The sequence below is a fragment of the Synechocystis sp. FACHB-383 genome (genome assembly GCF_014698605.1).
Classification (GTDB): domain Bacteria; phylum Cyanobacteriota; class Cyanobacteriia; order Cyanobacteriales; family Microcystaceae; genus Synechocystis; species Synechocystis salina.
This window is the reverse complement of record NZ_JACJTJ010000010.1, coordinates 103000-125078: the sequence shown is the minus strand read 5'-3', so window position 1 is coordinate 125078 and position 22079 is coordinate 103000. Positions and strand designations below refer to the sequence as shown.

Sequence of the window (22079 nt, the reverse complement as noted above, 5' to 3'; positions counted from 1 at the left end):
TGTTATTGGCAGGGGCCCAATTCGAACTCTGGGAATTTACATGGAGAACCAATAAAGATCTCCTGAAGGATGGGGTTTTAAATCCATTTTTCTGATCAATCTTTCCCATGTTTCTGTTTGGCTAAAGTTCTCTCTAGCAACACTGCATAAATGGGTTTACCCCCCAATCCTTCCGCCACCACACTAGCCACTAGGCAGGTGACCAACAGAGGCAAAATCACAAAATAGTTATCAGTCATTTCAATGGTGAGCAAAATGGCTGTCAATGGAGCCCGCACCGTTGCAGCAACTAAAGCCCCCATACCGGCGATCGCCATCACGGCGGGTTCGGGAATTTGGGCGGGAAATAGTAAATGAAAATGCCGCGCTATGACAACGCTAGCAATGGAAGCAATACCCAACATGGGAGCAAAAATACCACCGATCGCCCCAGAGCCATAGCAAATCAGAGTTAACAGGAACCGGCCACAAAATATCAGTATTAATGTGGAGGAATGGGACTGGCTGTTAAAAGCCCAGAGCACGGCATTGTCCCCGCCATTGGTGAGGGGTAAGGGCAATAGAGACAAAATCCCAATGACTGAACCGAGGATAAAACCTTTCCATCGCACCGCCAGGGGAGGGAGGAGGTCAAACCAGTCCAGTAGTTTGAATAGACCCCGGTTGAAAGCGTAGCCCATGACCCCAAACAAAATGCCCAAAATGATGAACATCCAGAGGGAATCCAGGGGAACCCGTTTAAATTGGGTCAAACTGATAATGGCGGATTGTCCCCGAATCACCCGCAGCACAATGGTGGCCATCACACAGCCAAACAGTAGTCCGTGGTAGGCCAGAGTTTGACTGCGAAAACGGGGCCGCATTTCTTCCCCAATCAGCGCCATACCCGCTAAAGGGGCGTTAAAGGCGGTGGCTAGACCGGCCCCGGCCCCCACTGCAATTAAAATTCGTTGATGTTCCTGGCTAGATTTCAACCAGCCTCCTATCATTTGCCCAATGCTTCCCCCCATTTGAATGGTTGGCCCTTCAAAACCAGCCAACATACCGGCCCCCAGGGACAAAAAGCCCCCCACCAGTTTGATGGGCAATACCCTCTGCCAGATCAAGGGCAATTTCCCGTCCAAATGCCCTTCAATTTGAGGAATACCACTGCCACTGGTATCCGGGGCAAAGCGCTTCATCAACCAAAAGCTGAGGGCCACCATGCCCCCACTCACCAAAACGGTCACTAACCAAGCCAAAGGAGGAATGGGGGACAAAAGGCTGGCCAATTGCGATCGCCATTGGAGCACATTATTAACAGCAGACTTAAAACCGGCTCCCACTGCTCCGGTAATCAGCCCCACCACAATGGCCGCCAAGAGGGTGCGGGGATGGAGAGAACGGGCACTGTCGGTTAAATTTCTGGGCAGTCTATCTAACCAGCGTCGATTTGACCTTTCAAAGTAGGAAGCCATAGGTCTGGTTTAGTAAGCATTGGCGAAGGCTTGGGAAATAAACGGTAGTAAACGGCGTGCGGCTTCAGCCGTGCCCTTGGCATCGCCAGCGAGGGCACAATTTTCAGTAAACACCACCAACAGATAGGGACTCTGGTGGGGAATTTCAATGTAGGCACAATCATGGCGCACCTGGCTGGTCCAACCGGCCTTGGACCAAATTTGGGCATCTTTGGGTAATGCTTCACCGAGAAAACCGGTAATTTGGTTATCCTCTCCCGGGGGGGCCGGAGCCACGTTCAAATCCCGCTTGAGCAATTGCATCATCTGTTGGGAACGGGTTGAGGACACCGCCACACCGCCAATGATACTGTGCAGCAACCGGGCTACAGCGTTGGTGGTTAACATATTACGCTGTTCGTACAGTTCTCCCACAAAGGCCCTTTCCCGGCCGTAGTAACCATCGCCCCAGGTTTTTTGGTTGATATTAATATTTTGCAACTCCTCCCAGCCCAGGGATTGAAAATAACGGTTCACAATATTGCGCTGTTGCTGCCAGGTTTCAAAAGGCCCCGGCGGTAACATGGGCCCACTGCTGGTGCCGGTGAGTGTATCCACCACTAAACTGGTGGCATCGTTGCTGGAGTCCACGATCATATCCCGCACCGCCCGCTCCAATTCTGGGGAATCCTTCACCATGCCCCCTTCTAACCATTCCGCCATGGCCACCAGGTAAAACAATTTCACCACGCTAGCGGGATAAATGCGCTCAATGCCCCGGTAACTAAAGCCCCGCACGGGGTACTGCCAAAATTCATTGGCGGCGATCGCCCCTCCGGTATTGACCATCACCGGCGCGTCATAAACTAACCAGGTCAGGGCAATTTGGTCCCGTTGCAAAGTAGGAAAGGTCTGCCAGGTGCTTTCAAGGATGGCCTGGGCCATATCCTCCAGGGCCGGATCTTGCTGAAAAAATGCCATGGAAAAACGGGTAAAGGAAAAATTTCTGGCCAAGGTTAGCCATTGCTAATTGTTCTGATCCGCCGGAGGTAAACGCCGGATATCGGAATAGAAGGCACTATGACTATAACCTCCCCTCCTTTGGATCAGACTGGTGCGGAGTCGTAGGTTAGGGCTAGCATACCAATGCCTTTCCGTCAGGCGAGTTTCTCCGTCCTGTAAATTCAAGGTCAAACACTCGTCTGACCCCAGGTGATAATCCCCGCGCAGGAACACTTTGCTCCTATCCCCACTGCCCCGCCAAAGCCGACCCTGTTCCGGGCGATCGCCATCGGGCAAAAAACCGTAGTAAATGGAGCCGATATTTTTGGGCTTACCCCAGTCCACGGAAGTGTCCCAACTTAATTGCAACATAATTAATCCTTCACCATGGTCTAAACCGGCCAAGGCCTGGAGCGATTGCCCTAGCTCAGTTTGACTATCCCACCGTTGCACTGTCACATCGGATTTGTCATTGCCCGCTTCATTTTGCTCAAAACTATAGTTAGTACGTTGGGAAAGCCATTTTCCTTCCCAGGCGGTGATAAAGTCCAAAAACTGCATAGCGAAAAAGCTTCTCGGGGGCAACAGGCTTCATTTTAGGCTATTGGGGGTGAATCGATGGCAGGGGATCTGCAGAAATTGGCGTTAACAACCCAGTAGTTAGTCTAAATAAACTACCTGATTGCACTCGCCTAGAGACCAGTGCCATTCAGCATTCGCATTACCACGTCAATAAATTTTTCACCCCAAACAATTGACAGTAAGCCACATAATGTAACTAGCAATAATGCAACACCTACTTGAACAAGTCCAAAATTGTCAAATGTCGAATATGTCACAGGAATTAGCAGTACAAGGGCGCCAACTGTAGCCCCTCCCAAAAAACGATAGATAACTTTTAAAGATGAATGTTGTTTGGGATCGGTGTTGTCAGAGGTCATCAGAAATTCCTTCAATACTTTAAAACAATGGGTAACGCTGCTACGCTTTTGCTACCTAAACAGAGTATCTAACGATCGGGTAAAGGAGCAAGTTTTAGTTATATTCCGATCCCTATCCTCAGAACCGTACATACAACCTTCACTGTATACGGCTCAAGCAGCGTCTTGAAATATGGATTCCGGTTAACTTTCGGTCGGTAGTATTCGCTTATTGAGACATCCTGTTTTCGCTAAAGGGGTCGGCATTGGTTACCCTCCCATTAGTGTTTGAACATTCCAAAGGGGCCATCCCCATCCAGTTAAACACCAGCGAGGAAAGGTTTTTGGAAGCCTTTCCAACTCCCCTGAACAACTTTCGAGTCGCGCGTCTAATAGGTAACTAGCCTCACTCCAAAAAATAGGATTATCTTAAAAATAATAATCCCCCACCAAATGGGCAGGGGACACTAATCAATTGGGTTTAACTAAAGCAAAACCTTTGCAAAATCAGAAAAGTCTCAATCTAGTCGAGGTCAGGCATGAACAACGTGGGTTCAGTTTCCCGGTCAATGCCTTTTTCAAAACCAGCGGCTGCGGCCCGAGCACGACCAGCATGCCAGAGGTGACCAACTAAGAAGAAGAAGCCAAGGACAAAGTGGGAAGTAGCCAACCAAGCCCGGGGAGAAACGTAGTTAAAGGAGTTAACATCGGTGATTACCCCACCCACGGAGTTCAAAGAACCAAGGGGAGCATGGGTCATGTATTCAGCCGCCCGACGTACCTGCCAGGGCTGAATGTCATTGCGGAGCTTGTCGAGGTCCAAACCATTGGGGCCACGCAGGGGTTCCAACCAAGGACCACGGAAGTCCCAGAAACGCATGGTTTCACCACCGAAGATGATTTCCCCAGAAGGAGAGCGCATCAGATATTTACCTAAACCAGTGGGGCCTTGGGCAGAAGCAATGTTAGCGCCCAAACGTTGGTCCCGCACCAAGAAGGTGAAGGCTTGGGATTGGGAAGCTTCCATGCCGGTGGGGCCATAGAATTCACTGGGATAGGCAGTGTTGTTAAACCAAACAAAGACGGAGGCAATAAAGCCCATCAAGGAAAGGGCACCCAAGCTGTAGGAGAGATAAGCTTCCCCAGACCAGATCAGGGCACGGCGGGCCCAACCGAAAGGCTTGGTGAGAATGTGCCAAATACCACCGGAAATACAGATCAAACCAATCCAGATGTGACCACCGATGATGTCTTCCATGTTGTTGACACTGATGATCCAACCTTCTCCCCCAAAGGGCGCCTTCAGCAGATAGCCAAAGATAATCGCCGGGTTGAGGGTGGGGTTGGTGATCACCCGCACGTCCCCACCACCGGGGGCCCAGGTGTCATACACACCGCCAAAGAACATAGCTTTAAAGACCAGTAATAAAGCACCACAACCCAACAGGATCAAGTGGTAACCAATGATATTGGTCATCTGGTTTTTATCCTTCCAGTCGTAGCCAAAGAAGCTGGAATACTCTTCCAACACTTCCGGGCCACGGAGGGCGTGGTAAATACCCCCAAGACCTAAAACTGCCGAAGAAATTAAGTGCAGTACCCCTACCACAAAGAAGGGAAAAATATCAGTCACTTCCCCAGCGGGACCAACGCCCCAGCCCAGGGTAGCAATGTGGGGCAGAAGAATTAAACCCTGTTCATACATGGGTTTTTCGGGAATGAAGTGGGCAACTTCGAACAGGGTCATGGCCCCGGCCCAGAAAACGATCAAACCGGCGTGGGCCACGTGGGCACCAAGCAATTTACCGGAGAGATTAATCAGTCGGGCATTTCCCGACCACCAAGCAAAACCGGTAGAGGGAAGGTCACGTCCCCCCACCATCGAAGTATTAGAGAGCGTTACCACGGGGGAGAACCTCCTCAGGGAAGATAAAGTTTTCATGGGGTTGATCTTGGGGAGCCATCCAGGCGCGCATCCCTTCGTTCAACAAAATGTTTTTTGTATAAAACGTTTCAAATTCCGGGTCTTCCGCTGCCCGTAGTTCCTGGGAGACGAAGTCATAGGCCCGCAGGTTCAAGGCTAAACCAACGATACCCACCGAACTCATCCAGAGACCAGTTACCGGCACGAACAACATGAAGAAGTGCAACCACCGTTTGTTGGAGAAGGCAATACCGAAAATCTGAGACCAGAAACGGTTGGCGGTCACCATGGAATAGGTTTCTTCTGCTTGGGTGGGTTCAAATGCCCGGAAAGTGTTGGAATCTTCCCCATCTTCAAACAAGGTGTTTTCCACCGTGGCACCGTGGATGGCACACAATAGGGCGCCGCCCAAAATCCCTGCTACTCCCATCATGTGGAAGGGGTTCAAGGTCCAGTTGTGGAACCCTTGTAGGAACAAAATGAACCGGAAGATTCCCGCTACCCCAAAGCTGGGGGCAAAGAACCAACTGGATTGTCCCAGGGGGTACATCAAAAAGACGCTGACAAACACCGCAATGGGACCAGAGAAAGCGATGGCGTTGTAGGGACGAATGCCGACCAGACGGGAAATTTCGAACTGACGCAGCATAAAGCCAATCAGACCGAAGGCACCGTGGAGGGCAACGAAGGGCCACAAACCACCAATTTGGAACCAGCGGGTCAGGTTACCTTGGGCTTCCGGTCCCCAGAGGAACAGGAGGGAATGGCCGAAGGCATCGGCGGGGGAAGAGACCGCCACGGTCAGGAAGTTAGCTCCTTCTAGGTAGGAACTGGCTAGACCGTGGGTGTACCAGGAAGTAACGAAGGTGGTGCCGGTGAGCCATCCCCCCAGGGCCATGAAGGCACAGGGGAAGAGCAGTAAACCAGACCAACCAATAAATACGAAACGATCACGCTTTAGCCAATCGTCGAGGACATCAAACCATCCTCTTTCGACTGGGGCGCGTCCGACTGCAATAGTCATAAATGCAAATCCTCTTGCGTAGCTAGCATCAAAGGCAAGAATTTCTAAAGGAGGCTTTTGTAATTTGGGTTATGCCATTTAGACTCCATTCTCTAATAAGACGAGACGATTGGAAACTACACCGCTAAGGTAGAGCGGTTGGCCAAAACCCAAATGTGGCCTGTCGGTGGAACAATATTTGTTCTCCTGATGCCATTTTCTTATGGGTAGCAAGCCGGGCCACAGGGGCCAAACCTGCACTGATGTTGGCGTTCCTTGCCGAAACGCATCTACATATTATTAGCAAATATTTTACATTTTGACATATTCATTCTCATAATCACCGATCGCCAGGGGTCTAGGATTCCGGGGCTTGGCCGGCAATATTGATGCGATGACTGAGGCTAGTGAGGGTTTGACTGGTCTCCCAATCTTTTTGCTGTAGTTGGGTGATTTTGTCGCAACTGTACATGACGGTGGTGTGGTCCTTGCCACCAAAGGCTTCCCCAATGCGGGGCAAACTCAAGTCCGTGTGCTGACGCATCAAATACATTCCCACTTGACGAGCCAGGCTAACTTCCCGGCGGCGGGAGTTGCTGAGTAGTTCTTCGACCTTTAATTGATAGTGCTGGGCCACGATGCTGATGATGGTCTCCGGGGCGGCGGCCACCTTTTCCACCGGGGGATTGAGCACCGGCGCAATATTTTCCACTGTCATGGCCACACTCGATAGGGACGTGTAGGCGATCGCCCGAATTAGGGCTCCTTCCAGCTCCCGGATATTGGAAGTGTAATGGGAGGCAATGTACTCAATAACCTCCTTGGGTAGACGAATCCTGTCGTACTCAGCTTTTTTTTGCAGAATGGCCATGCGGGTTTCCAAATCTGGCACTTGGATATCAGCGATTAAACCCATGGAAAAACGGGAAATGAGCCGGTCCTGTAAGCCAGGAATCCTTTGGGGCGCCCGATCAGAGGCCACTACCACCTGTTTGCCCGCTTCGTGGAGGCTGTTGAAGGTGTGGAAAAATTCCTCTTGGGTGTACTCTTTGCCCTTAATAAATTGGATATCGTCAATGAGCAGAAAGTCGGCACTGCGGTAATATGCCCGAAAATCCTCCATATTGTCCTGGCGGATGGCGGTGATCAGGTCATTGGTGAATCGTTCTGTGGAAACGTAATAAACTTTGGCATTGGGATACATTTCCAGTCGGTAATGGGCGATCGCCTGCATGAGATGGGTTTTTCCCAGACCAACGCCACCACAGAGGAAGAGGGGATTAAATTCCCGCCCGGGGGATTCCGCCACTGCCAAGGAAGCGGCATGGGCCATGCGATTGGTGGGTCCCACCACAAAACGGGAAAAGGTGTATTTGGCATTGAGGGCAGTGGAATTTTTGGCCGTAGCCTCCACCTTCAGGGGGGACTGGCGAGGAGTTAAGCTGTGGGGCTCTAGACCGTCGGTGGTTAACTCCACCGTGATTTCCTGCCCAGTTAAGTCCGTCAGCACCTCCATCAGCAGTGGGCCATAGCATTTTTGCAAATGGTTGAGGACAAAGCCGTTTTCCACCTGAATGGTGGCCACCCCTTCCCCCAAGGAGGTCAGGACTGAGGTCTTGATCCAAGTGTCAAAAGCCGGTTTGGTTAACTGGGTTGCCAGGATGGCCAGGGCCTGTTGCCAAAGATTTTCGCAGGAGACCATTAAAGATACACGTAGTTAAGAAAAAGCCTATTGGCAAACTCGAACTGCCTAAAGCGACTGGAACATAATCGCTAAAAAAGCAAACGTTCCTACCACCACCAAGGCGATCGCCACCACAAAACTAATGGACAGGCGGGACTGGTAAGTGAAGCGTCCCCGGTCAATGTGCTTCAAATCTTGACGGTGATTGATGGCCGCCGCCAGTAGGGCCAGGGTGCCAATGATAATAAAGGATAAACCCAAAGTCCGGGATAAATGAAAACCATTTCTGCCTCCCGGAAACGCGCCGTGGATGGCAGCGACAATGCGGTCAATGCCCACGCCAAAACTAATCAAGGAAAGACTGGTGCGAATCCAAGCCATTAAGGTTCGTTCGGCGGCGGCCCGGTTCCGTTCCTTGGCCAATTCATTGGCTAAATTATAGGGTTCTGGCGGCGGCGGATAGTTATCCATACATTCTGCTGGCAGGTAACTTTGCAGTTCATCATGGCCCTGGGCGCTAAAACCCCTCCTCAAAGCCCAACCCACGGAACTTTGACGACTATAACCAAGGATTTATCCGACGGCTAAGGGGGCAATAACTGTGGGAAACTGGGGAAAACCGGGACCCTAGCCGGTGTTTAACCTTGCCCTCTAACATTTAACCATGGTCAACCCCGTCACTTTGCCCCAAACCTTTTTGCTACTTGGCTCCGGGGAACTGGGTAAGGAATTTACCATTGCCGCCCAAAGATTGGGTAATCGAGTAATTGCGGTGGACCGTTATCCTGATGCTCCGGCCATGCAGGTGGCCCAGGTTTCAGAAGTCATTTCCATGTTGGATGGGGATGCCCTGGCAGCAGTGGTAAAAAGATATCAGCCGGATTGGATTGTGCCGGAGGTGGAAGCGATCCGCACAGAAAAATTGTTGGAGCTAGAAACCCAGGGTTATAGGGTCATTCCCACGGCCCAAGCCACCAATCTCACCATGAACCGGGACCGGATTCGGGAGTTGGCCGCCCAACAATTGGGGGTGCGCACTGCCCGTTACGACTACGCCACCAGTCTGGCCGAGTTGGAGCAAGTTAGCCAGACCATCGGTTTTCCCAACGTGGTTAAGCCGGTGATGTCTTCCTCTGGTAAGGGTCAATCGGTGGTTAACAGTGATGAAGAGGTAGCCCAAGCTTGGCAAGCGGCGATCGCCGGAGCGAGGGGGGATCAAACGAAAGTGATTGTGGAGGAGTTCATTCCCTTCGAGTTGGAAATTACTTTGCTGACCATCCGCCAATGGCAGGGGGAAACCCTCTTTTGTGATCCCATTGGCCACCGGCAAGAACGGGGAGATTATCAAGAATCGTGGCAACCGGCCCCTTTAAACCCAGGGCAGTTAGCCCAGGCCCAGGCGATCGCCAAAACAGTCACCGATGCATTGGGGGGAGCGGGCATTTTTGGGGTGGAATTTTTCATTACCCCGGAGGAAGTGATTTTTTCCGAATTATCTCCCAGGCCCCATGACACCGGTATGGTTACCCTAATTTCCCAAAATTTGAACGAATTTGAGTTACATTTGCGGGCCATTTTAGGTTTACCCATTCCCCTCATCCAACAAACGGGCCCCGCCGCCAGTGCGGTTATTCTGGCCCCTGAAGCTGGGGAGAAGCTTAGTTACAGTGGAGTCGCAGAAGCCTTGGCCGAAGCCCATACGGATTTGCGGTTATTTGGTAAACCCAATGCCCGACCCCATCGTCGTCTGGGGGTAGCCCTAGCTCGGGGAGAATCCGTTGATCAAGCTCGACGCTTAGCCCAAGCCGTGGCCGAAAAGGTAATTGTGCAAACGGAATAATTGGCAAACAAAAACTTCCCAGGGGATAAATTGACTAGGGAAGTTCACAGAAGTCTAGGTTTTGGCGACTTGATTCCATTCTCGAAATCCTCTGACTCCGAAGGTATTCCAGGGTTAGAGAATCGGAGGAATGCAACGACAAGCTAAACTGAGTACAATTGAATTAACTGTGGGCTGCATCCTGTCCCACCACATCTACCACCACCGATTCCTGGGGGGCATTCTTTTCCTGTTTGACGGCTTTATTTTTCAAGCCAGTGAGGACCATTTGGGAAATTTCTGAGACTAATAAAGTGGCAATTAAACCATCGTCAATCCAACCAAGCACAGGGAAAACGTCGGGCAGAAAGTCGATGGGGCTGAGGAGATACACCAAGGAGCCAAGAACAATCCACCAGCGGTACCGGGGATGGTTGAGCATTTGACGGTACCAGCCGTAGAGGGATTCGAGGGAAAATTTCATGGGGTGCTATGGGGAAAGAATAGTTTAATTTTGGCAGATCCCCTGGGGTATCCGGGGGGGAAAACTCCCAGGGCTAGGGACGGATTCCTCTCCAGGGCTAGGTTTGGGCAGTGGTTTTAGCATTGAACGCTGACATTGCCCCCCAGTCGGCAATAATGTATCTGTCGTTAACCTTGTCTTTGCCAGGCCCATGCTGATTTCCCGTGCCCCTGTCCGCATTAGTTTTTTTGGTGGGGGAACTGATTATCCTGAGTATTTTCTCCAGCATGGTGGTGCGGTCCTAGCCACGGCGATCGACAAATTTTCCTACGTCACTGCTAGCCCTTTTCTGAGCCACTTATTTGACTATTCCATTCGAGTTTCCTATCGCAAAGTGGAATTGGTTAAAAATCCCAGCGAGATGGAGCATGTGGTTTTTCGGGAATGTCTGAAATTTTGTGGTTTGGCAAAGGATATTGAGCTCCATAATGTGGCAGATTTACCAGCTTTTACCGGCCTAGGTTCCTCTTCTGCCTTTACCGTTTCCTTGCTCCAGGCTTTGCACTCTTTCAAGGGGGAGTTTATTCGTCCTTTGGATTTGGCCTATGAAGCTATTTATGTGGAAAGGCATTTAGTCAACGATAAAGTGGGCTGTCAGGATCAACTCATGGCTGCCATGGGGGGATTTAACTTAGTGGAATTCCGTAAGGAAGATGACATTGTGGTTAGTCGGGTCACCATGGCCCCGGCAAGGATGGCGGAGTTTGAAGAACATATCTTTATTGTTTTTACCGGTATTAAAAGGCGGGCGGCCAATGTGGTGGAAAAGCAATTAAAGCGGGTGGGAAATAACCGAGAAACCCTCAAACTGATGCGTGCCATGGTGGACAAGGGTTGGGATATTTTGACCAGCAACCAATGCCTATCTGCCTTTGGGGAGTTACTGGACCAAGCCTGGCAGGCAAAACGGAGCTTGGATGTGGGCATTTCCAACGGCGACATTGACGGTATTTACCAACAGGGGCGGGAAGCAGGGGCCTGGGGCGGTAAGTTGCTGGGGGCCGGAGCGGGGGGGTTTATGTTATTTTTTGCCCCACCATCAGTGCATCCCCGTTTGGCGGAAACTTTTAAAAATCATCAGGTTTTATCGGTGAAAATTAACGCTCCCGGTTCCCAAATCATCTTCTCCTAGGTTGAAGGCTGTTTAACTTAATAAGACCTTGGCGGTTAGGCAGAGGTGGGAAAAGTATCATGGTTAATAATTCCCTAATTCTTCTCCAATGAACTTAGCCACCATTAAAGCAACCCTACCGGAACTAATTGGCCGTTACCAGTCCCAGGCGGACTTTATCAGTATCCGGTTGGAACAGTCTGAAGGCACCCAAATTAGCTTACGGGGTAACCAGGTGGAAACTCTCAGTGAGGGCATTGCCATTGGTGGCCAGGTGCGGGTTTGCCATCAAGGGGGTTGGGGGTTTGCCAGTTTTAATCGTTGGGAGCAGTTACGCCGAAGATTAGAAGAGGCGATCGCCGCGGCCCGGTTAATTGGGGACGATGAAACCCTGTTGGCTCCCATTGATCCAGTCCAGCAAACCTTTATTAATCCTTTGACGGGTAAAGACCCCCGTGAGATTAGTTTGGCTGATAAAAAAGCCCTCTGTGACCATTACAATGATCTGCTCCGGGGCACCAGCGATAAAATTACCACCACCCATGTGCGATATGGCGACAGTCAACAAACGGTGTTGCTCGCCACTTCGGAAGGGACTTTGTTGGAGCAATGTTGGTGGGACTTGGAAATGCGTTTTGCCGCCACTGCAAAGGATGGCAATGGGGTGCAAGTAGGTAGGGAAACCACAGGCTCCCGCCGGGGCTATGGGGACTTGGAAAATTTAGATGCCGTGGTGCAGGGGGCTGCGAAACGGGCGGTGAAAGCGTTAACTTTGCCCACAGTGCAGGGAAAAATTTATCCGGTGGTGATTGACCCCATTTTGACTGGGCTGTTTGTCCACGAGGCCTTTGGCCATTTATCCGAAGCAGATATGCTCTACGAAAATCCCGACTTTTTGGAAGTGATGAGCTTGGGGAAACGCTTTGGCCCGCCGGAGTTGCAAATTTTTGATGGGGCGGCCCCCCCAGGGCACCGGGGCAGTTACGGTTTTGACGACGAAGGGGTACCAGCCACCACCACCCAACTAATTAAAGACGGCGAGTTGGTGGGCAGACTCCACTCCCGGGAAACGGCAGGAAAGTTGGGGGAACAACCCACTGGTAATGCCCGCTGTTTGAATTACCACTATCCCCCCATTGTGCGCATGACCAATACGTGGATTGGCCGGGGAAAAACCCCTGTGGCCCATTTGTTAGACGGCATTGAGGAGGGGGTTTATGCCCAAAACTGGCTCGGGGGTATGACCAATGGGGAAATGTTCACCTTCAGTGCGGGGGAGGCTTGGATGATCCGCCATGGCCAGCTAGCAGAACCTGTTAAAGATGTGACCCTCTCTGGCAATGTCTTTAAAACCCTGGCTAACATCGAGGCGATCGCCGACGACTTTTATTGGGATGAGTCCGGGGGCTGTGGTAAAGGGGGCCAAAATGGCCTAGCAGTGGGTTGCGGTGGCCCCAGTTTACGCATTAGGGATGTGGTGGTGGGGGGCGATGCCGCCTAGACTCCTGTTTTTTCGGACCTTTGGGGGCAGATAATACCTCCCCCTAACACCCGATCGCCGTCGTAGAACACAGCGGCCTGGCCGGGGGTGATGCCAAATTGGGGTTCATCAAACACCAGTTTGATTTGTTGGTCGTCCCAGGGAATGGCATTAACCGTCACCGGAGCAGAACGGTAGCGCACCTGCACCTCACAACGGATGGGGGCCGTTGGTTCGGGAATGGAAACCCAATTTAACCTTTGCACGTAGCATTCCCCACTGCCTGCACTCTGGCGATCGCCGACAATAACCCGATTCATCACCGGATCGAGTTTAACAACGTATAAAGGTTCCGCCGCCGCAATGCCCAACCCTTTCCGTTGCCCAATGGTGTAGTGGTGAATGCCCTCATGGTGACCCAACACCACTCCGGACAGGTCGACAATTTCCCCCGCTTTTGGGGCAATGTACTTGTCCAAAAAGTCCCTCATGGAGCCATGGGCTTCAATTAAACATAAATCCTGACTATCTTTTTTCTCTGCTGTGCTGAGGTCAAACTCCGCCGCCAACTGTCGGGTCACAGTTTTGGTTTGTTCCCCCAGGGGAAACAGGGTGGCCGCCAAAATTTCCTGGGACAGGTCATACAGAAAATAGGATTGATCCTTCTGGCGATCGACCGCCCGCAACAACTCATAGCGTTGACTGTCTTCGTTGAAGCGAATACGAGCATAGTGCCCCGTGGCAATTTTATCGATACCAAGGGACTGTTGGGCGTATTGCAACATAGGGCCAAACTTCACCGCCTTATTACATTGGGAACAGGGCAATGGAGTCACTCCCTCACCGTAACCCTGCACCAGATAATCAATAATGTGATTTTGGAATAAATCCCTGGTGTCCACAATTTCATGGGGTACTCCCAACTGTTCACAGATAGAAGCGGCATCCACCAGCCCTTCCGAACAGCACTGACCCTTACCCTTCATTAACCAGAGAGTCACCCCCACCACGCCATAACCTTGACGGTGCAACAGGGCCGCCGCCACCGAACTATCTACCCCACCGGATAGTCCCACCACTACTTTCTGCGTCATTGCTCGTTTACTCTGCGCTCTAAATTGACAAGGGTTGCTCTAACAAATAGGCCCTAACTCAGCTTAACCTAGAAAAACTACCGCTAAAAACCGATGTAATCCAAAACCCAAGAGTTGGTTATACAGTTGACGGCGATCGCTAACTATTACCATCGGACCTGGCTGACAAAACTTAATCCGATCTTTTCCATGCTTGAAATCAGTTAAATCAAGAAGACAGCAACATATCCATGGGAATTTTTTTGAATGGGTCAAGTGAGATAAGATTATCTTATCTATTTGTTGTCTATTTATGGAGTAAAAATATATGAACATTAATATCTCTATCATTGACCAACGTTTGTTATCAATTGTTGAAGATATTCGCCAAAAAGCTTCTGAAGAATTAGACATAAAAGATGAAAATAAATTTAAACCTCTTGCCTTTGTTTATCTATGTGTTAAGACTATATTAGATTTAGACAACGATGAAGCTTTTGATTGCTTAACCGAAGGAGGAGGAGACTTTGGAGTTGATGCCATGCACATCTCGGAGGAGTATGACGGCGAATTTACAGTTAGTTTATTTCAAGCTAAATATAAAAAAAAGCTAGAGGGGAATTCCAATTTTCCTGAAGAAGGGATAGAGGCACTAATAAACGCCATTCAATATTTATTTAATCCGGCCGCCAAACTAGAATACATTAATGAAAGATTACTCACAAAAGTGGAAGAAGCTCGTAGTTTAATTCGGGATGGTTATATTCCACAAGTTAGAGCGCTGGCTTGTAATAATGGGCTGAAATGGAATTCATCTGGTGAAGAAGCTATTGAGCGTGCTGGATTTGGAGATCAGGTTACATGGGAACATATCAACCATGACCGGCTCGTAAAAATTCTTCAAGCTTCCAGACCTGTAAAAGATACTTTACAGCTGAGTGGAAAAGCTATAGTTGAAGATATGGAGTTCAGCCGGGTACTGGTAGGTAGAATTTCCGTCACCGAAATTGCCACACTTATTGATCGACATGGTGAACGATTATTAGAGCGTAATATTCGTCGCTATTTAGGATTACAAGGAAATCGTGTTAACGAGGACATTCGTCATACTTTAACTAGTGATGAAAAAAATAATTTTTACTTTTATAACAATGGGATAACCCTAACTTGTGACAGCTTTTCATATAACGCACTGCAGGACAGTAATTATCAAGTACGTGTCGAGAATTTACAAATTATTAATGGTGGTCAGACCTGTATAACCATATCTAAAACTTTACAGCAACCACATTTACTTCATCAAAATGCCCAAGCCTATGTTCTTCTTCGACTTTATCAATTGCCCCCTGAAAATGAAGGCTTAGTGCAAAGAATAACCTACGCTACTAATAGCCAAAATCCAGTAGATCTCAAAGATTTACGAGCTAATGATGAACGCCAACAAAGATTAGAAATGGATATTAAGCAATTGGGATTTAACTATCGGCGGAAACGATCTGATACTAATACTCGGTCTGCCGATATCACCTCGGGGGTAGCCGCTGAGGCAGTATTATCTGTTTGGAGAAGAAAACCTCACCAAGCAAAATTTTTCTCCCGTGAGCATTTTGGAAAACTATATGATTCGATATTCACTAAACAATTAAACGGAGCCCAGGTAATAGTAGCTGTTCAACTTTACAGAATTGCAGAAAATCGTCGTAAAAGACCAGAAACCACTGACCCAGACTTTGTTCGCTATGCTTCATGTTTTATTGCAATGCAGATGGGACAAAAACTTTTGAATGAGATGAATGTTCAAATAAAAGATATTAGCCACAAAAATTTTCAATTTACCCAACAACTTATTGAGAAAAATGGTGAGATTTATTTTAATGCTTCATTGCAGGATATTCAAAAGGCACTCGAAGATCTTTATGGAGAACAAGAGATTTCCCTACAGCAACTATCTGCAACCTTCCGGCGCGGTGATCTAATCAGCCGACTTGAATAAATTCTCGTTACTCAAGATGTTTGATTTTAAATATTTTTGCGGGACTGTATTAGTGCGGCTTCATTCTTGATGTCCAAATCTAAAAATTTTTCCTGACTGAGGCGGCATAGTTACAGATAAAACCGATGGAGTTTGTTGGATTTCTATTTGACTATCAGTGGTAAAAATAGACTCTATCCTTTCTATTTTGTCTAAATCTAAAATTTCTGGAGACAATGAAATTTCTGTAACATTGTCTCCCGCATTAACAGCAATAATTAAGGTTTCATCGCCGTATTGCCGTTGGAAAACATAGCCCATACCTGCCGTGACGAGAATTTTGTAATCCCCCAGTTGCAAGCATTGATAGCGATGGCGCAGAGCGATCAATTGACGATAAAATTCCCAACAATCTAAATCCCAATCAGTTTTTGCAGGAAAAACTCGGCGACAATCGGGATCTGCTCCCCCTGCTAAGCCCACTTCGTCACCGTAGTAAACACAGGGAGCACCGGGGAAAGTAAACATTAGTAGGAGGGCTAAGTTAACGCTGGGCCGATCGCCATTGGCCAGGGTTAATAGGCGGGCAGTGTCGTGGCTATTGAGCAAATTCAATTGGGTTAACTGAATCTCCCAGGGGTGTCGTTGCAGAAGTTGGCTAATTTTTTCTCCATAGGCATCTGCGTTGAGGGCGGGGTAAGGACGGTATTCTTCCCCCCGTAGATGTTCTTTTTGCAGGCGATCGCCAATGGTGAAGGCCACTGTTGGTTCGGTGAATCGATAATTCATCACGCCATCAAACTGATCTCCGCCTAACCAAGGACTAGCATCACACCAAATTTCCCCCACAATGTAGGCTTCCGGGTTAATAGCTTTGACCCGACGGCGAAATTCCGCCCAAAACCCCTCCGCTTTGACACAATCGGGCACATCCAAGCGCCAACCATCAATGCCTTGGGCAATCCAATATTCCCCTACCCGCATTAAATATTCCCGCACGTCGGGATTATCGTGGTTAAACTGCGGCAAGGCTCGCAAATCTACCCAACCCCGATAATTAGCCGGCAAAGAACCGTCATAGGCCGATAAAGGCCAGTCTTCGATGTAAAACCAATCTAACCAGGGGGAATGGGGCCCGTTTTCCAAAATGTCGTTGAAAAAGTAGAAACCCCGACTGGCATGGTTAAACACTCCGTCCAAAACCACTTTTATTTCCCGGCTATGGGCAGCAGTTAGTAGGGCCTGCAACGCTTCATTGCCCCCCAGGAGAGGGTCCACTTGGTAATAGTCATGGGTGTGGTAACGGTGATTACAGGCGGACTGAAAAATGGGGGTCAAATAGAGAGCCGTAATACCCAATTCCTGGAGGTAATCTAACTGTTCAATCACGCCCCAAAGATTTCCCCCCTTATAACCCTGCACTGTGAGGGGAGTGTCCCATGGCTCTAACTTTGGTTGTTGAGCAACGGCGATCGCCTGATGGCGGCCAATGGCAAAACGATCCGGAAAAATTTGATAGAAAACAGCTTTTTTAACCCAATCTGGGGTTGCAACCATGGTGATGATAATCCTCGCTAATACTCTCGCAGGGACAATGGTGGGGGACGGGGTTTTAACGCCAGTTTTTCGATAAACTGGAAGCTCAGTTTCCCTCCAGGTTTATTCCTATGCTCCGACTTGAACACATCCGCAAAATTTATCCCACCGGCGAAGTTCTTAAAGATGTGAACTGGGAAGTTAAACCAGAAGAACGGGTAGGCCTGGTGGGGGTCAACGGGGCCGGAAAATCCACCCAACTCAAGATCATTATGGGGGAAGTGGAGGCCACTGCGGGGGAAATTATTCGGCCAACGGCCCTGAAAATCGCCCATTTAACCCAAGAATTTGACGTTACCCCCACCCGTACTTTACGGGAGGAAATGTGGACCGTATTCACCGAGGCGAACCAGGTTCAGGACTCCATGCACCATGTCCATCAGGCTATGGAGGTGGCCGATCCGGACACCCTGGAAGATTTAATTCATAAATTAGATAAATTACAACGACAGTTTGAAGCCCTAGACGGTTATCGGTTGGAGTCGCAAATTGAGCGGATTTTGCCGGAAATTGGTTTTGAGCCGGAAGATGGCGATCGCCTGGTGAGTTCCTTTAGCGGCGGTTGGCAGATGCGGATCAGTTTGGGCAAAATTCTACTGCAGGAGCCGGACTTACTATTGTTGGACGAGCCCACTAACCATTTAGATTTAGAAACCATTGAATGGCTAGAAACCTATCTCAAGGGTCTGAAAACCCCCATGGTGATCATCTCCCATGACCGGGAATTTTTAGATCGTCTTTGTACCAAAATTGTGGAAACGGAACGGGGGGTATCCACCACCTACCTGGGTAATTATTCCAGTTATCTTGTGCAAAAGGAAGAAGGTAGCCTGGCCTTGGCCAGTGCCTACGAACATCAACAAAAAGCTTTGGCTAAACAACAGGCCTTTGTGGACAAATTCCGGGCCAGTGCCACCCGCAGTACCCAAGCTAAAAGCCGAGAAAAACAACTAGAAAAAATTGAACGGGTAGAGGCCCCCGTTGGTGGTGTCAGAACCCTTAAGTTTCATTTCCCCCCTGCCCCCCGTAGTGGTCGTCAAGTGGCACTAATTGAAGACATTTCCCATTCCTACAACGATAAGCTACTTTTTCTCGGTGCTAATTTAGAAATTGAACGAGGCGATCGTATTGCTTTTCTAGGCCCCAACGGTTGTGGGAAATCCACCCTTCTGCGGATGATTATGGGTATGGAATCTCCAGAAGAAGGGCAAATAAAAATGGGGGAACATAATATTTTGCCCGGCTATTTTGAGCAGAACCAGGCAGAAGCTTTAGACCTGGAAAAAACTGTGATGGAGACCATCCATGATGAAGTACCCGACTGGAAAAATGAAGAAGTGCGGACTCTGTTGGGACGATTTCTCTTTTCTGGGGAAACAGTGTTTAAAAAAGTGGCCGCCCTCAGTGGTGGAGAAAAAGCCCGCTTAGCCCTGGCAAAAATGTTGCTCACTCCAGCCAATTTTCTCATCCTTGATGAGCCCACCAATCACCTAGATATTCCCGCCAAGGAAATGTTAGAGGAAGCTTTACAGGAATATGAAGGCACCGTGGTGCTAGTCTCCCATGACCGTTATTTTATTTCTCGGGTAGCTAATAAGATAGTGGAAATTCGGGATGGGGAACTGGTGGTATACAGCGGTGATTACCACTACTATTTGGAAAAATTAGAGGCGGAAAAAGCCGAGGAAAAACGTCGTCTGGCCGCTGAACAAGCTGCTAAAAAGCAAGCAGAAAAACGAGCCAAGCAAGCGGCGAAGAAAGCAGAGCAAAAAAGCAAAAACGTCATTGTTCCCTAGTCATCTGGAAAAAACGAAGACGATGGTGTTGTTTCTTCCTCTAACCCGTTGATAAAGGGGAGAAATGCAAGTCTTCAGAACGTGCTTTAAAAGCCCCCCTGACCCCCCAAATTCGGGGGGAAACAGATGCGAAGTCCCCCAGTATTGCCGGAGCTTTAGTGAAAAGATTTAGGGGGCAAAATAAAACTTTACAAACAGGCTCCCAGTATTACCTAAGTTTTAGTGGGTCGATTTAGAGGCTAACCAAAACTGTACCAACAGGCTCTTAAACTTCATTATCAAGGTCTGAGGTGATGTCCCAAATATCATTCTGGACTTTCTCAGACCAATGGGGAAGATTTGTCCTGCGCCTAGGTAAGTTCCCAAGCCTCGTCGCTATTTAACCAAGGTCTGGGGGTCGATCTGGAGGGACAGTTCAGGTTATGGTGCGAGGATGTGTTAGTTTTTGCACCTCACCATGGTCTCCGTTCAAAATTCCCCCCGCCTGCAGCTTGAAAACCGTCTCCTCAGCCATCCCCAGAGCTATGTCAACCATGGCCAAGATGTCATTGTCGGTTTGCAGCAATGCCCCAAAACTTTGCCCCCCCACTATTTTTATGATGACCGGGGTTCCCTGCTGTTTGAGCAAATTTGCCTACTACCGGAATATTATCCTACCCGTACGGAGGCCAGCATTCTCCAGGCGATCGCCAAGGAATTGGTGCAGATTACGGGGGCCTGTGACTTCATTGAATTGGGTAGTGGCAGTTCCACCAAAACCCGGATTTTACTGGATGCCTTTGCGGAACAAAATATTTCCCTACGCTATATTCCCGTTGATGTTAGCGAAGCAATTTTAAAAGAAAATGCCGAGGCTATCTTAGCTACTTATCCCCAATTAACAGTCCAGGGTTTGGTGAGTACCTATCAGTTGGCCCTGGCATCATTACCCCATCATAATTATCCCCATCGCTTAATGGCCTTTTTAGGCAGTTCCCTCGGTAATTTTTCTGCTGATGATTGTCAAGATTTTTTTGAGCAAGTGAGGCAAGCTTTAGACCCAGGGGATTACTTTTTGCTAGGAGTAGATTTGTGTAAGCCAGTTGATATTTTAGAGGCGGCCTATAACGATGCCCAGGGGGTGACAGCGGAATTTAATTTGAATATGTTGCGCCATTTAAATTGGCGTTTCCAGGGCAATTTTGCGTTGGATAATTTTTCCCATCGGGCCATATTTAACCAGCAAAAATCCCAAATTGAAATGTATTTACGCAGTGCCACCAAGCAAGCAGTACGGCTGGAAAACGTTGGTTTAACGATTAATTTCCAAGCCGGGGAAACCATTCTCACGGAAATATCCCGCAAATTTTCTCTCCAAGCTAATAATCCCAATGCCATTCCCCGTCAGTTGGCGGATCATGGCCTAGAGCCCCTGCAAATGTGGACCGATGACCAGCAATGGTTTGCAGTCATTTTAAGCCGGGTTAACTAGCAGCAAACACCCCCGCCTGACAATCCCTCAACCATAAACGAATGCCTTGGGCAATCGCCCCGGTGCTGGCATCTCGTCGGGGAGAAGTGGGCTGGTCTGGGGAGCTTCCCCCCAATTGTTGGTACAGTAACGCCAACTGCCAACCTTGGCCCGTTTGCACAAAAAATGCCCAGTAAAAATTCTGACTGGCGATCGCCCGTTGGTCGGTGTAACTCCTTTCTAGGGTGGTAAAAAAGACTTGTTTAGTGGTGTCCGGTACCGCTGGTTGCCACTGTTGCTGGGCTAGGGGGAGGGGATCAAAATCAGCATTGCCGGCAATTAAAATGTAGGTCCTCAAGGGCACACCGCCAATCTGACTCCGCTGCATGACCCGATTGGTATAACTGGGCAACGCTTCCAGCAGGGGGGGCATCAATTCCGTCAGGGATTGCTGGCAGTGGCCTTGGTGGGAGGATGGCCGATTTCTGGCTTGGCTGGGATTTAGTCCCAGATTAGCGAGCACCACCAAGGTCAGACCAGTGACAGATAGGCCAAATTTGACAGCCTGGGAGAGCCGCAACAGGTTCAGGTAGAAAGGTCTTGGCATAATCTTTCCCAAGCGGCTTCAGGATTAGGATCAGCAGTGATGGGCCGGCCAATAACAACATAATCGGCACCAGCGGCGATCGCCTGGGAGGGAGTGGTTACCCGTTGCTGATCTCCTTGGGCAGACCAGAGGGGCCGCACGCCGGGGGTAACTAGTAAGAAATCCGGGCCACAGATTTGCCTTAGCTTAGCTACTTCCTGGGGGGAGCACACTGCCCCATCAATGCCAGCGTTTTGGGCCAACTGGGCCATGGTGCTGACATAGTCCTCCACTGCCAACGGTTGTTGCAACTCTTCCCGTAATTGACAATCGCCAATGCTGGTGAGTAGGGTAATGGCCAACAGTTTGGGGGGATGCTCCAAGGGGGCCATGGCTTGGGCGGCCAGGGTTAAGGCTTGACTCCCCGCAGTGGCATGGAGGGTTAACAAATCCACTTCGTACCGACTGGCAGACAAACAGGCTCCCAAAACCGTGTTGGGAATGTCGTGGAATTTCAGGTCTAAAAAGATGCGCTTACCCCGGTCCTTTAACTCCGCCAAAATACCTGGCCCAGCCCCCACAAACAATTCCAGCCCCACTTTCCAAAAATTCACCCCCGGCAAACAATCCACCAGGGCGATCGCCTTAGGCAAATCCGGCACATCCAGGGCAACAATTACTTGGTCTGGGGTCATGGCAATGGC

Annotated in this window: 19 protein-coding genes; 6 read left to right on the top strand and 13 right to left on the bottom strand. The window is 49.3% G+C overall.

The features are described from left to right. Positions 1-95: 95 nt before the first annotated feature. The 8 genes from clcA to H6G45_RS19390 form a co-directional block, all read right to left on the bottom strand. Positions 96-1457, bottom strand: a complete 1362-nt coding sequence (clcA, locus tag H6G45_RS01405) for a H(+)/Cl(-) exchange transporter ClcA (protein ID WP_190595875.1) — start codon at positions 1455-1457, stop codon at positions 96-98. Positions 1458-1466: 9 nt separating this feature from the next. Then, positions 1467-2417 carry a serine hydrolase gene (locus H6G45_RS01400; RefSeq protein WP_190595873.1) on the bottom strand — a complete coding sequence of 317 codons (951 nt, stop codon included), beginning with the start codon at positions 2415-2417 and terminating at the stop codon, positions 1467-1469. A gap of 45 nt (positions 2418-2462) precedes the next feature. Beyond that, a complete protein-coding gene (locus tag H6G45_RS01395; protein ID WP_190595871.1) occupies positions 2463-2999 on the bottom strand; it encodes a phycobiliprotein lyase in 537 nt (178 codons plus the stop codon). 131 nt (positions 3000-3130) lie between these two features. Further along, complete coding sequence (locus tag H6G45_RS01390) at positions 3131-3379, bottom strand: hypothetical protein (RefSeq protein ID WP_190595869.1); 249 nt, start codon at positions 3377-3379, stop codon at positions 3131-3133. A gap of 502 nt (positions 3380-3881) precedes the next feature. After that, positions 3882-5264 (bottom strand): photosystem II reaction center protein CP43, encoded by a 1383-nt coding sequence (gene psbC / locus H6G45_RS01385; RefSeq protein ID WP_014407100.1) that lies wholly within the window; start codon positions 5262-5264, stop codon positions 3882-3884. After that, complete coding sequence (psbD, locus tag H6G45_RS01380) at positions 5248-6306, bottom strand: photosystem II D2 protein (photosystem q(a) protein) (protein WP_010872429.1); 1059 nt, start codon at positions 6304-6306, stop codon at positions 5248-5250. The genes psbC and psbD overlap by 17 nt, the downstream gene beginning before the upstream one ends. Positions 6307-6643: 337 nt before the next feature. After that, on the bottom strand, positions 6644-7987 hold the full coding sequence (gene dnaA, locus H6G45_RS01375; protein ID WP_190595868.1) for a chromosomal replication initiator protein DnaA: 1344 nt from the start codon (positions 7985-7987) through the stop codon (positions 6644-6646). A 48-nt stretch (positions 7988-8035) separates the two neighbouring features. After that, on the bottom strand, positions 8036-8515 hold the full coding sequence (locus H6G45_RS19390) for a YidH family protein (RefSeq protein ID WP_347338233.1): 480 nt from the start codon (positions 8513-8515) through the stop codon (positions 8036-8038). Between the two features lie 118 nt (positions 8516-8633). On the opposite strand from H6G45_RS19390, the gene purT reads away from it, so the two are divergent. Continuing rightward, entirely contained in the window at positions 8634-9809 is a 1176-nt protein-coding gene (gene purT / locus H6G45_RS01365) for a phosphoribosylglycinamide formyltransferase 2 (RefSeq protein WP_190595866.1), read from the top strand. A 163-nt stretch (positions 9810-9972) separates the two neighbouring features. Here purT and H6G45_RS01360 read toward each other — a convergent pair whose 3' ends face one another. Next, on the bottom strand, positions 9973-10272 hold the full coding sequence (locus H6G45_RS01360; protein WP_190595865.1) for a YkvA family protein: 300 nt from the start codon (positions 10270-10272) through the stop codon (positions 9973-9975). A 190-nt stretch (positions 10273-10462) separates the two neighbouring features. Here H6G45_RS01360 and H6G45_RS01355 point away from each other — a divergent pair, with 190 nt between their 5' ends. Then, on the top strand, positions 10463-11443 hold the full coding sequence (locus H6G45_RS01355) for a GHMP kinase (RefSeq protein ID WP_190595863.1): 981 nt from the start codon (positions 10463-10465) through the stop codon (positions 11441-11443). An 88-nt stretch (positions 11444-11531) separates the two neighbouring features. Next, on the top strand, positions 11532-12923 hold the full coding sequence (locus H6G45_RS01350) for a TldD/PmbA family protein (RefSeq protein WP_190595861.1): 1392 nt from the start codon (positions 11532-11534) through the stop codon (positions 12921-12923). Here H6G45_RS01350 and mnmA read toward each other — a convergent pair. Beyond that, complete coding sequence (gene mnmA / locus H6G45_RS01345; RefSeq protein ID WP_190595859.1) at positions 12920-13996, bottom strand: tRNA 2-thiouridine(34) synthase MnmA; 1077 nt, start codon at positions 13994-13996, stop codon at positions 12920-12922. The genes H6G45_RS01350 and mnmA overlap by 4 nt on opposite strands. Positions 13997-14303: 307 nt before the next feature. Between mnmA and H6G45_RS01340 the strand changes: the two genes are divergently transcribed. Continuing rightward, positions 14304-15968 carry an AIPR family protein gene (locus H6G45_RS01340; protein WP_190595857.1) on the top strand — a complete coding sequence of 555 codons (1665 nt, stop codon included), beginning with the start codon at positions 14304-14306 and terminating at the stop codon, positions 15966-15968. Between the two features lie 60 nt (positions 15969-16028). Here the strand turns inward: H6G45_RS01340 and H6G45_RS01335 are convergent, their stop codons facing one another. Then, the gene (locus tag H6G45_RS01335; protein WP_190595855.1) at positions 16029-17504 is read right to left on the bottom strand and encodes a glycoside hydrolase family 13 protein; all 1476 of its coding nucleotides are present in this window, start codon (positions 17502-17504) and stop codon (positions 16029-16031) included. Positions 17505-17614: 110 nt separating this feature from the next. Between H6G45_RS01335 and abc-f the strand changes: the two genes are divergently transcribed. Beyond that, the gene (abc-f, locus tag H6G45_RS01330; protein WP_190595853.1) at positions 17615-19339 is read left to right on the top strand and encodes a ribosomal protection-like ABC-F family protein; all 1725 of its coding nucleotides are present in this window, start codon (positions 17615-17617) and stop codon (positions 19337-19339) included. A 457-nt stretch (positions 19340-19796) separates the two neighbouring features. Then, positions 19797-20810: an L-histidine N(alpha)-methyltransferase gene (gene egtD, locus H6G45_RS01325; protein WP_190595851.1), complete on the top strand. Its 1014-nt coding sequence runs from the start codon at positions 19797-19799 to the stop codon at positions 20808-20810. On the opposite strand, the gene H6G45_RS01320 is transcribed toward egtD, so the two are convergent. Further along, positions 20803-21396 carry a hypothetical protein gene (locus H6G45_RS01320; RefSeq protein ID WP_190595850.1) on the bottom strand — a complete coding sequence of 198 codons (594 nt, stop codon included), beginning with the start codon at positions 21394-21396 and terminating at the stop codon, positions 20803-20805. The genes egtD and H6G45_RS01320 overlap by 8 nt on opposite strands. After that, complete coding sequence (gene pyrF, locus H6G45_RS01315; protein WP_190595848.1) at positions 21375-22070, bottom strand: orotidine-5'-phosphate decarboxylase; 696 nt, start codon at positions 22068-22070, stop codon at positions 21375-21377. The genes H6G45_RS01320 and pyrF overlap by 22 nt, the downstream gene beginning before the upstream one ends. Positions 22071-22079: the final 9 nt, after the last annotated feature.